This window comes from Desertihabitans aurantiacus (assembly GCF_003344635.1).
GTDB classification, from domain to species: domain Bacteria; phylum Actinomycetota; class Actinomycetes; order Propionibacteriales; family Propionibacteriaceae; genus Desertihabitans; species Desertihabitans aurantiacus.
In genome coordinates this window covers 1-11146 of record NZ_QPKK01000123.1, presented here as the reverse complement: position 1 = coordinate 11146, position 11146 = coordinate 1, and the positions used below count along the sequence as shown (strand labels likewise).

General features: G+C 74.9%; 11 protein-coding genes. 9 read left to right on the top strand and 2 right to left on the bottom strand.

What is annotated here, in order from left to right:
- The 4 genes from DVA66_RS11245 to DVA66_RS11230 form a co-directional block, all read left to right on the top strand.
- The coding region (locus DVA66_RS11245; protein ID WP_198671680.1) for an ATP-binding protein at positions 1-1083 on the top strand (1083 nt) is incomplete at its 5' end.
- A gap of 118 nt (positions 1084-1201) precedes the next feature.
- A complete protein-coding gene (locus DVA66_RS11240) occupies positions 1202-2584 on the top strand; it encodes an AGE family epimerase/isomerase (RefSeq protein WP_114560170.1) in 1383 nt (460 codons plus the stop codon).
- Positions 2585-2653: 69 nt separating this feature from the next.
- Positions 2654-3202 (top strand): GNAT family N-acetyltransferase, encoded by a 549-nt coding sequence (locus DVA66_RS11235; RefSeq protein WP_157973965.1) that lies wholly within the window; start codon positions 2654-2656, stop codon positions 3200-3202.
- Positions 3199-4161: an aminoglycoside phosphotransferase family protein gene (locus DVA66_RS11230; protein ID WP_114560168.1), complete on the top strand. Its 963-nt coding sequence runs from the start codon at positions 3199-3201 to the stop codon at positions 4159-4161. Before DVA66_RS11235 ends, DVA66_RS11230 begins: the two co-directional genes overlap by 4 nt.
- A gap of 99 nt (positions 4162-4260) precedes the next feature.
- On the opposite strand, the gene DVA66_RS11225 is transcribed toward DVA66_RS11230, so the two are convergent.
- Together DVA66_RS11225 and glgX are read right to left on the bottom strand one after the other, a co-directional pair.
- Positions 4261-4635, bottom strand: a complete 375-nt coding sequence (locus DVA66_RS11225) for a hypothetical protein (protein WP_157973964.1) — start codon at positions 4633-4635, stop codon at positions 4261-4263.
- Between the two features lie 154 nt (positions 4636-4789).
- A complete protein-coding gene (glgX, locus tag DVA66_RS11220) occupies positions 4790-6865 on the bottom strand; it encodes a glycogen debranching protein GlgX (RefSeq protein ID WP_114560166.1) in 2076 nt (691 codons plus the stop codon).
- Positions 6866-6922: 57 nt separating this feature from the next.
- Here glgX and DVA66_RS11215 point away from each other — a divergent pair, with 57 nt between their 5' ends.
- From DVA66_RS11215 to DVA66_RS11195, 5 genes are all read left to right on the top strand, one after another.
- On the top strand, positions 6923-7909 hold the full coding sequence (locus DVA66_RS11215; protein ID WP_114560171.1) for a class I SAM-dependent methyltransferase: 987 nt from the start codon (positions 6923-6925) through the stop codon (positions 7907-7909).
- Positions 7906-8634 carry an acyltransferase gene (locus DVA66_RS11210; RefSeq protein ID WP_157973963.1) on the top strand — a complete coding sequence of 243 codons (729 nt, stop codon included), beginning with the start codon at positions 7906-7908 and terminating at the stop codon, positions 8632-8634. Before DVA66_RS11215 ends, DVA66_RS11210 begins: the two co-directional genes overlap by 4 nt.
- A 63-nt stretch (positions 8635-8697) precedes the next feature.
- Complete coding sequence (locus DVA66_RS11205; RefSeq protein ID WP_198671679.1) at positions 8698-9483, top strand: electron transfer flavoprotein subunit beta/FixA family protein; 786 nt, start codon at positions 8698-8700, stop codon at positions 9481-9483.
- 9 nt (positions 9484-9492) lie between these two features.
- The gene (locus tag DVA66_RS11200; protein WP_114560164.1) at positions 9493-10449 is read left to right on the top strand and encodes an electron transfer flavoprotein subunit alpha/FixB family protein; all 957 of its coding nucleotides are present in this window, start codon (positions 9493-9495) and stop codon (positions 10447-10449) included.
- A gap of 34 nt (positions 10450-10483) precedes the next feature.
- Positions 10484-11146 (top strand): cysteine desulfurase family protein (locus DVA66_RS11195; RefSeq protein ID WP_114560163.1); only part of this gene is annotated, 663 nt, incomplete at its 3' end.

The following is an 11146-nucleotide window of genomic DNA, read 5'->3' as shown; positions in this document are numbered from 1 at the left end:
GTCGCCGGTCCGGCGGCCGCGCTCCCGGCGCTGCTGCAGGCCTCGCGGCGGGCCGCCGCCCAGACGGCCCTGGAGCACGCGGAGCGGTTGCTGCGGCAGGCGCTGGCGCTGACCACCCGGCTGCCGGCCGGCGCCGAGCGCGACCGCTGGGAGCTGGCCGTGCAGTCCCGGCTCGGCTCCACGGTGGCCGTCCGGGCGGGATGGGGCAGTGCGGAGGCCAACCGTGCCCTGGCGCGGGCCCAGCACCTGGCGCTGCGCACCGAACCGGACGTGGAGATGTTCGCCGCCCTGTACCACCGGTTGTCCTGGCTGACCGTGACGGGCGATCTCGACGACGCCTCTGCCCTGGGCGAGGTCCTGCTGGAGCGCTCGACGGCTCCAGGGCCGGCGGGGCAACGGTTCGAGCTGCTGGGCCGGATGTCCCGGGGAGCCGTGCGCTGGCTCCACGGCGACGACGAGGGGGCGGTCGAGGAGCTGGTCCGCGCCGACGAGCTGGCGGCCCGGCTGGGTCCCGACCTCGCCGAGGCCTTCCGCGAGCACCCACGGACACCCGTGCTCGCCCTGCTCTCCCAGGCCCTCGCCGGCGCGGGCCGGAGCGACGAGGCGGAGGCCGTCTCGCAGCGCAGCCTCGTGCTGGCGCGCCAGTCGGCTCCGGCGGAGGCGGGTGGAGCGGTGATGTTCGCCGCCCTGCTCGCAGCAGCCGGGGAGGACCGCGACACCGCGAGCCGTCTGGCCGACGAGCTGGCCGACCTGGCCCGGGCCAGCGGGCTCGACGTGCACGCGCACACGGCCGACGTGGTCCGCTGCTGGGCCGAGGCGACGTCCCCCAGCAGCTCGTCGCAGCGGTCCGGGACCGCGCTGGGCACGCTGCGGGCGGCCGTCGAGAGCTACCGCGCCACCGGCGCGCGGATGACCACCCCGGTCCTGCTCACCCTCCTCGCCGAGGCGGAGCTGGCCCAGGGTCATCCCGACCGGGCCGACGAGGCAACCCGGCAGACCCACCGGGCCGGGGGGCAGGGGCTCAGTCGGCTCTGGTCGGAGCGGCTGAGCCGGCTGGAGCGCCGTCTGCCGCCGCGGAGCTGACCGTGGTGCGTCACCCGGGTGCCGGTCGGGCCCGGCAGGTGGAGACCGCAACGGTTGACAGCGGGGCACCGGTGGGGTTCGGTGCACCCATCTGGTCCGCCGAACAACGGAGTTCGTCATGCCTGGTCCTGTGTCGCGTCCCCGTCCCGTCCTGGGGCGCCGTTCCTTCCTCGCCGCCGGTGGTGCCGCGGGAGTGGCCGCGCTCGCCGCCGGTGCGGCGCTGCCCGCCGGAGCCCAGCCGGGTGCCGCGCTGGTGCCCGACGGGACGAGGTTCCTGCAGACGATGACGTCGGCCTACCCCGAGCTGGCCGACCAGCCACGGCTGCCGCAGAGCTACGCCGACGAGTCCGGGCTGTTCTCCACCGCCTTCGTCTACGACTGCGCGCTCACCGTCTGCGCGCTGCTGGCGGTCGGCGACCGGGGCACCGCGCGGGTGGTGGGCGACGGTCTGCTGTTCGCCCAGCAGCACGACCCCCAGCACGACGACGGCCGGCTGCGTCAGGCCTACAACGTCGGCCCCTACGTGTTCTACGACGGCGTCCCGCAGCCGTACGGGCTGGTGCGACCCGACCGGACGGCCAACATCGGCTCCCAGTTCGGCTTCCTCGGCACCGCCGTCGGCGACATGGCCTGGCCCGGGATCGCGCTGCTGCACCTGCACCGCAGCACCGGCGACGCCCGCTATCTCGACGGTGCTCGCCGGATCGGGGAGTGGATCCTCGGCCGCGCGGTCAACCCCGGTGCGCTCGGCGGCTTCCGGTTCGGCGTTGACGCCGCCGACCAGCCGGTGCCCAACGTGTCGACCGAGCACAACATCGACTGCGTCGCCCTCTTCCGCGCCCTCGGCGCCGCCGACCCCGCCGGACGTGCGCGCTGGACGGACGCCGGACGGCGGGCACGAGCCCTGGTGGAGACCATGTGGGAGCCGGCCGGCGGCTACTTCTACACCGGCTCCGACGACGGCAGCACGATCAACCGCGACCCGCTGCCGCTGGACCCGCAGACCTGGAGCTGGCTGGCCCTGCGCGACGCCGCCTACGCCACCTCCCTCGACTGGGCGGTCGAGGCGCTGGGCACCACCGACACCCCGGACTCGCCGAACTCCCAGCTGCCGGCCGGCGTCTCCATCCGCGGGGTCACCTTCTCCGACGCCAGCCTCACCTCGACCGCGGTCTACAACGGGGTACCGGTCGATTCGGACGCCGTCTGGCTGGAGGGCACGGCGCAGGTGGTCACCGCCTTGCGCGACCGCCGCGCACCCCGCGACGCCGCGCTGGCGGTCGGGCTGGTCCGCGAGATCCGGCGGGCGCAGGCCCGTCTGGGTGCGGGGCAGCACGCGGGTGGGCAGCTGATCCGCCACCGCGGGATGGTCTCGGCCAGCAGCGCGCTCGACACCGGCTTCGGGTTCGGCTACTTCGCCTACCAGCACACCGGCGCCACCGCCTGGGCCGTGATGGGCGAGCGGGCGGTCAACCCGATGCAGGTCGACGGGCTCCGCTGAGCGGGCGCCGCCCCAGGGTGGGCCGTATCCCGGTGGACGCGGCCCCGGGCACGACCTAGCGTGCCGGTCGTGACGACCGAGCTGCGCCCGCTGGTGGCAGCCGACGCCCCCGCGCACTGCCGGGGCGAGGACGGGCTGACGGTGCGCTGGCTCACCGGCGGCTACGGGGACCTCGCCGGGACGGTCGCCTACTTCGAGCGGCTGGCCCGCAACGCCGCGGCCGGTACGGGCAAGCGCGGGTTCGGGGTGTGGCGGTCGGGGCGGCTCTGCGGCTACGTCGACTTCGACCCCGACGTCGAGGCGCTGGAGCCGGGGGAGGTCAACCTCGCCTACGCGGTGCACCCGTGGGCGCGCGGGCAGGGCGTGGCGGTCGAGGCCGTCCGCCTGGTCTGCGAGGTGCTGCGCCGCCAGCGGGTGGGTCGCCGGGCCGCCATCCGGGTCGAGCCGGAGAACACCGCCTCGGTGCGGGTGGCGGAGAAGGCCGGTTTCACCCACGCCCGGACCATCGTCTCCCCGACCGAGGTGCGCGCCGACGGCTCTCCGGTCACCCACCGGGTCTACCTCCTCGACCTCTGGCCGGCGTCCGACGTCCCCGCCCAGCCGGGCCCTCGCCCGTGAGCGGCGTCGACGTGGTCGACGTGCCGGCGGTCGTCCGGGCCCGCGCCAGGGCGGCCGGTGACCCGGGGTGGGCCGACCGGCTGCCGCGCCTGCTGACCGACCTCGAGCAGGCGTGGTCGCTCGAGGTGACGGGCGTGCTCACGGGTGGGACGGCCTCCGTCGTGGTGCGTGCGGTCGCCGCCGACGGACGTCCGGTGGTGGTCAAGGCGGCGGTGCCGGGGACGGGCTCGGCCCGGCAGGTGCACACCCTCCTCCGCGCCGCCGGGAACGGCTACGTGCAGGTGCTGGCGCACGCGCCCGAGCACGAGGCCGTCCTGCTCGAGGCCCTCGGGACGTCCCTGGCGGCCAGTGGTCTGCCGCCGGGCGAGCAGCTGGTGCGGCTGGCGCGGCTGGTGCGGCGGGCCTGGCAGGTGGCGCCGTCGGTGGCCGCCGGCGAGCCGGAGGACAAGGCGGCGGGTCTGGCCGCGCTGGTCAGCCGGCTGTGGCACGAGCTGGACCGGCCGTGCCCCGAGCCGGTGGTGGAGGAGGCGCTGGCCTGCGCGGCCCGCCGGGCGGCCGACTTCGACCCGTCCGGTTGCGTCGTCGTGCACGGCGACGCCGCGCCGGCCAACGCCGCGCGGGTGCTCGACCCGCGTCCGGGCACCGAGGACGGCTTCGTCCTGCTCGACCCCGACGGGTTCGTCGGCGACCCGACCTACGACCTCGGGGTCGCCGTGCGCGACTGGTGCCCGCAGCTGCTCACCAGCCGGTCCCCGGCGGACCTGCTCGACGGCTGGTGCGAGACGGTGGCGGGCGTGGCGGGCGTCGACCCCGCCGTGGTCTGGGACTGGGGTTTCCTCGAGCGGGTCTCGACCGGTCTCTTCGTGCTGTCGCTGGGCGGTCGGGACCAGGCGCGCCCCTTCCTGCGGACGGCTGAGGTGCTGCTCGCCGCCGGATCGCGGTGGCGGGTCCTTCGCTGACCGGGGGCGGTGCACGGCGGGGTGCTGGCAGGCGACGAGCCCAGCCCCGGGCGGGGCTGGGCTCGTGCTGGGAGGTCTGCTGGTGCTCCTGGGTGCCGCTCAGTCGCAGTTGACCGCGGCGTAGGAGGTGTAGGAGCGGTCGAAGCTGCCGATGGAGTTCGGGTTGATCCAGGTCCGGGCCTGCAGGTCGCATCCCTGGTTGACGATCCGCTCCATCTCACCCGGCCCGTGGGCGTCGTAGGCCAGCTGGCAGGCTACGGCGACCGGCCCGAGGAGACCACACATGGTGACACCGGTGCCCATGGCGTCGATCGCCTCGCGCACCTCGGCGTTGCTGGCGGTGTGGGTGATGTCGGGGGTGCCGGTGGCGTAGGGCGGCGGTGCGGCACTGGCCGTGGTGGCGGTGAACACCGACGCGGCGCCCAGCACACCCGCTGCTGCGATGGTTGCTGCTGCTCGTTTCGTGTTGTTCATAAATGCGACGTTACCAACTCGTGATGTAGCCCGTGAAGGGGGGGGTGGATATCGGTGACGCATTTCTCGAATGGTGACAGACAATTGACGCGAAGCATTCTTCCGTGATCTCCTGCGCCGCCCGCCGTGCCGACAGGGCGTGCGGACACCCGTCTCAGCGCGGCAGGTCGGTGCTCTGCAGCACGGCGACGGTCGGCGCGGCGAGGCGCAGCCGGTCGTCGACCACGACGCTGTCGCCGCCGGCGTCCAGCAGCAGCCGCCAGCCCGAGCCGAGCAGCCCGCCGGGCAGGGGCAGGTCGACGGTCTCCCCACCGCAGTGGCACCAGACCAGCAGCGCCTCCTCCGCGTCGGAGAGGTACATCCCGAGGAGCTGGCGGTGCGGGTCGTGCCAGTGCTGCTCGGTCATCACCTCCATCCCGCCGGCGGCGGACGGCGCGGCCGCCCCGGTCAGCCAGGCCAGGTCGAGCCGGCCCAGATCGGCGCCGGCGGCGTCCCGCACCGGCCGGCCGACCGGGTGCAGCGTCGGGCGCAGCAGGGGGTGCTCCCGGCGCAGCCGCAGCAGCTCCCGGGTCAGCGCGTGCAGGTCGCTCCACGGCTTGGACCAGTCGGTCCAGGAGATCTCGTTGTCCTGGCAGTAGGCGTTGTTGTTGCCCCGCTGGGTGCGCCCGAGCTCGTCCCCGGCGGTGATCATCGGGGTGCCGGCCGACAGCAGCAGGGTGGCCATCAGGGCACGCGCGTGGCGGCGGCGGGCCGCGACCACGCCGGCGTCGTCGGTCTCACCCTCGACGCCGTGGTTGACCGAGCGGTTGGCGTCGCTGCCGTCGCGTCCGTGCTCGCCGTTGGCCCGGTTGTGCTTGTGCTGGTAGCTGACCAGGTCGCGCAGCGTGAAGCCGTCATGGGCGGTGACGAAGTTGACGGTGCTGGACGTCCCGCGCGAGGTCGGGTCGAACAGGTCGGTCGAGCCGGCCAGCCGGGTGGCCAGCCGGCGCACGTCACCGGCGCCCCGCCAGTAGTCGCGGACGTCGTCGCGGAAGCGGTCGTTCCACTCCAGCCAGGGACGTCCGAAGCGGCCGACCTGGTAGCCGTCGGGGCCGACGTCCCAGGGCTCGCTGATCAGCCGGACGCCCGACAGCACCGGGTCGGTGCGCACCCGCTCGAGGAAGGCGTGGTGCAGGTCGACCGCGTGCCGCTCGTCGCGCAGCAGCGTGGGCGCCAGGTCGAAGCGGAAGCCGTCCACCCCGAGCTCGGTGACCCAGTACCGCAGCGAGGCGAGCACGAAGTCGAGCACCACCGGGTGGGAGGTGTCGACGGAGTTGCCGCAGCCGGTGACGTCGACCAGCTGGCGTCCGGCGTCCAGGCGGTACCACTCGGGGCCCAACCCCCGGAACGAGAGCGTCGGCCCGTCCCGGTCGCCCTCGCCGGTGTGGTTGTAGACCACGTCGAGGACGACCTCCAGCCCGGCGTCGTGCAGGGTCGAGACCAGCTCGGCGAAGTCGGCCACCTGCCCGCCGCGGTCGCCGCGGGAGGAGTAGCCGGCGTGCGGGGCGAAGAAGCCGACCGTGTTGTAGCCCCAGTAGTTGGTCAGCCCCTTGGCCACCAGGTGGGGCTCGGAGACGAAGTGCTGCACCGGCAGCAGCTCGACGGTGGTGATGCCGAGGTCGAGCAGGTGCTGGACGACCGCCGGGGAGGCGAAGCCGGCGTAGCTGCCGCGCAGCCGCTCAGGCACGTCGGCATGCAGCCGGGACGTCCCGGCGAGGTGCGCCTCGTAGACCACGGGGTCGGTGGGACGCGGCCCGGCCAACGGGCGCGGGCGCGGCACCTCGCCGACCACGACCGCCAGCGGCACCGAGCCCAGCGAGTCGGTGTCGTCGATGCGGCCGGGCTGGCCGGGCAGGTGGTCACGGACGGCGCCGTCGAGGTCGAGCGACCCGCTCACCGCGCGGGCCCACGGGTCGAGCAGCAGCTTCGCCGGGTTGAACCGCAGTCCGCGGGTGGGTTCCCACGGGCCGGCGACCCGGTAGCCGTAGCGCTGACCCGGCCCGACGCCGGGCACCTCGAGCTGCCAGGTGCCGTCCGCGGAACCGACGGTGTCGAGCCGCCGCTCGGAGCCGTCCTCGCCCACCAGGCAGAGCTGTACCGCCTCCGCCCCGGGCGCCCAGAGCGCGAAGCGGGTCCCGGTGCCGGTCGGCCGTGCGCCCAGCAGCGTCTGGTCGGGTCGGCTCGTGCTCACCCTGTCACGCTAGCCGAGGTGGCGACCGGGCCGGTGCGCGTCGTTACAGTGACGGCCATGACCGAGCAGGAGGCGCCGGAGGCCGAGCAGAGCGGTCGGGCGCGCCCACGACGGACGGCCACCGCCGAGCAGGTGGAGGCGGCGTGGTCGGACACCAAGCTGGCCCAGGAGCTCTACCACGACTGGGAGGCGGGCAGCTACGACGACAAGTGGTCGATCTCGTTCGACCAGCGCTGCGTCGACTACGCCCGTGACCGGTTCGAGGCCGTCGGCGGACGTCCGGCCCAGCCCTACGGGCGCAGCCTCGAGATCGGCGCCGGCACGGGCTTCTTCACCCTCAACCTGATGCTGGCCGGGCTGATCGAGAGCGCCGTGGTCACCGACATCTCCGAGGGCATGGTCGAGGTCGCGCTCGACCACGCCCGCCAGCTCGAGCTGGACGTCACCGGCCGGGTGGCCGACGCCGAGCGGCTGCCCTTCGACGACGCCAGCTTCGACCTGGTGGTCGGCCACGCGGTCATCCACCACCTGCCCGACCTGCGGACCGCTTTCGCCGAGATGCACCGGGTGCTCAAGCCGGGCGGACGGCTGGTGGTCTGCGGCGAGCCGACGAAGGTCGGGCACACCATCGCCCGCCGGCTCTCCACCCTCACCTGGAACGTCACCCGCGCGGTGACCAGCCGCGTCCCGGCCCTGTCGGGCTGGGCGCGTCCGGAGCAGGAGCTGGACGAGTCGAGCCGCGCCGCCGCGCTGGAGGCGGTGGTCGACCTGCACACCTTCGACCCCGAGGAGCTGGCCGGGCTGGTGCGCGACTCGGGTCTGGTCGGGGTGCGGACGCACGGGGACGAGCTGCTCGCCTCCTGGTGGGGCTGGCCGGTGCGCACCTTCGAGGCGGCGGTGCCGGAGGAGCGGCTCGGCTGGGGCTGGCGCACCTTCGCCTACCGCACCTGGCTGGCGCTCGACCGGGTCGACCGCCGGCTGGCCCGGGTGGTGCCGCAGGCGGTGTTCTACAACGTGTCGGTGACCGGGTTCCGGCCACGGTGAGCAGGGCGGCAGACGGCGCACCGGCCAGGCGGACCGGCGTCTGGTCGACGCTGCGCTGGTTGGTCCGCCGGCGCTGGCTGCGTCCGGTGTACCTGCGCTCCTGGGTGCGCTACCGGCTGGCCCGGCTGCGCCACCCCGACGTCGAGTTCGACGGCTTCGTCTTCCTCGGCCGCGGCGTCCGCCTCGAGGTCGCCCGCGGCGTCGGCCGGCTCCGGATCGGGGCCTGGACCCACCTGGCCGACGGGGTCACCCTGCGCGCCCACGAGGGCACCGTGACGATCGGGCCCAAGTGCGTGCTGGGCGCGGGACTCACCGTCAACGCCCACCTCGACGTCTCCATCGGCGAGGCCACCATCATCGGCGACCGGGTCTACGTCTGCGACTTCGACCACGACTTCACCGACCCGCGGGTGCGGATCAAGGACCAGGGCCTGGTGCGCTCGCCGGTCTCGATCGGCCCGGACTGCTGGCTGGGCACCGGCGTCACCGTGGTGCGCGGGACCGAGCTGGGGGAGGGCTGCGTGGTGGCCGCGCACGCGGTCGCCCGCGGGGTCTACCCGCCGGGTTCGGTGGTGGCCGGCGTCCCGGGCCGGGTGGTGGCCGACCGGGCGCAGCGGTGGCGGGAGCGAGCCGACGTCCGGGCCTACGTCGACGGCCTGGGCGAACAGGCCCTGGAGCGGGTGCGGCGGCTGGTGGCGGGCTTGCCACCGGCTGGTTACCCCTGAGTAACATGACGCCCGGCGGCACCTGCCCGGCCAGGTTGGGTGACCTCACGGAGGAGGAGAGCGATGCGGATCGTGACGCTGGTGAAGTACGTGCCGGACGCGACTGGTGAGCGGGGCTTCAGCGAGGACGGGACGGTCGACCGCGAGGGCACCGACGGCCGGCTGTCGGAGCTGGACGAGTACGCCGTCGAGCAGTCGCTGCGGCTGGCCGAGGCCTCCGACGACGAGGTCGAGGTGGTGGCCCTGACGATGGGCCCCGACGACGCCGCCGACGCGATCAAGAAGGCCCTGCAGATCGGCGCCAGCTCCGGCGTCCACGTCTGCGACGACGACATCGCCGGCTCCGACGCGCTGGGCACCAGCCTGGTCCTCGCGGCCGCGATCCGGAAGCTCGAGCCCGACCTGGTCATCACCGGGATGGCCTCCACCGACGGCGTGATGGGGGTGCTGCCGGCGATGCTGTCCGAACGGCTCGGCTGGCCCGGGCTGACCCTGGCGCACACCGTGGAGCTCGACGGGCGCACGCTCACCGTCGTCCGCGACGGCGACACCGCCAGCCAGCGGGTGCAGGCTGAGCTGCCGGCGGTGCTCAGCGTCACCGACCAGTCCGGCGAGCCGCGCTACCCGGGCCTGAAGAACGTGATGGCGGCCAAGAAGAAGAAGGTCGAGGAGTGGGACCTCGACGACCTCGGGCTGGAGGCCGACGCGGTCGGCGCGGCGGCCGCGCTGACCACCGTGCGCGAGACCGCGCCGCGTCCGCCGAGGCAGGCCGGCCGGGTCGTCACCGACAGCGACGGCTCCGGCGCCGCCGCGCTGACCGAGTTCCTGACCGCCGGCAAGTACGTCTGAGGAGGAGAGATGGGATCGGTGATCGTGCTGGCCGAGGCCGGCGAGCAGGGCGTCAGCAAGCCCACCCTGGAGCTCCTCACCCTGGCCCGGCGGCTGGGCGAGCCGGTGGTCGTGGTGCTGGGCGAGACGACCGGCGAGGTGGTCCAGACGCTGGGCCGGCACGGCGCGACCGCCGTGCTCACCGTGGCCGAGCCGGCGCTGCAGGAGGGTCTGCCCGCGCCGCGGGCCGAGGCCCTGGCTCAGCTGGCGGGCGACCGGCAGGCGTCGGTCGTCCTGCTCACCTCCACCCCCGACGCCAAGGACGTGGCGGGCCGGCTCGCGGTCCGCCTGACCGCCGCGCTCGTCACCGATGCGATCGACGTCCAGCCCGGCGAGGGCGGGGTGGTCACCCGGCAGTCGGTGTTCGCCGGCAGCTGGACCGTCGAGGCCGCCAGCACCGCCGACGTCGCGGTGGTGACGGTCAAGCCGAACTCGGTCGAGGCCGAGGAGGCCCCGGTCGAACCGGCCGTCGAGACCGTCCAGGTGACCCTGTCGGAGACCTCGACGGCCGTCCGGGTGCTCGAGTCCAGCCCGAAGGCCGCCACCGGACGCCCGGAGCTGACCGAGGCCGCGATCGTCGTCTCCGGCGGACGCGGCACCGGCGGCGACTTCGCCGCGGTCGAGGCGTTCGCCGACGCCCTGGGGGCCGCGGTCGGCGCCTCGCGGGCCGCGGTGGACTCCGGCTGGTACCCGCACGCCTACCAGATCGGCCAGACCGGCAAGACCGTCTCCCCGCAGCTGTACGTGGCCGCGGGGATCTCCGGGGCGATCCAGCACCGCGCCGGGATGCAGACCTCGCGCGCGGTGGTCGCGGTCAACAAGGACCCGGAGGCGCCGATCTTCGAGATGGCCGACCTCGGCGTCGTCGGCGACCTGCACACCGTGCTGCCGGCCGTCACCGAGCAGCTCCGGGACGCCCGCGGCTGAGGCCGTCCTGGGCTCGTCGGGGCAGGATGGGGCCGTGAGCCTGCGCACCTACCTCGACCACGCGGCCGGGACGCCGGTCAGCGCGGTGGCGCGTGAGGCCCTGCTCGAGGCGCTGGAGCTGACCGGCAACCCGTCCTCGGTGCACCGCTCCGGCCGCGCCGCCCGGCGGGTGCTGGAGGAGGCCCGCGAGTCGCTGGCGGCCAGCCTGGACGCCCACCCGACCGAGGTGGTGCTGACCTCCGGCGGCACCGAGGCCGACAACCTCGCCCTGCGCGGCAGCTGGCTGGCCCGCCGTGGTGACGGCCGCGACCAGGTGGCCGTCTCCACCGTGGAGCACCCGGCGGTGGCCGAGACCGCCGCCGCGCTCGCCGCCGAGGGCGCGGAGGTGGTCGGTCTCGGCGTGGACGCCGACGGCCGCGTCCTCGACTCCGCCTGGGCCGCGCTGGGGGAGCGGACCGCGGTGGCCTCGGTGATGTGGGTCAACAACGAGACCGGCACCGTGCAACCGGTCGAGCGCCTCGTCGAGGACTGCCGCCGGGTCGGGGCCAGCAGCCACAGCGACGCCGTCCAGGCGGTGGCGAGCGAGCCGGTCACCTTCGCCGGCAGCGGGCTGGACCTGATGACGGTGTCGGGCCACAAGCTCGGCGCGCCGGTCGGCGTCGGGGCGCTGCTGGTCCGCCGCGGGCTGGCGCTGGCC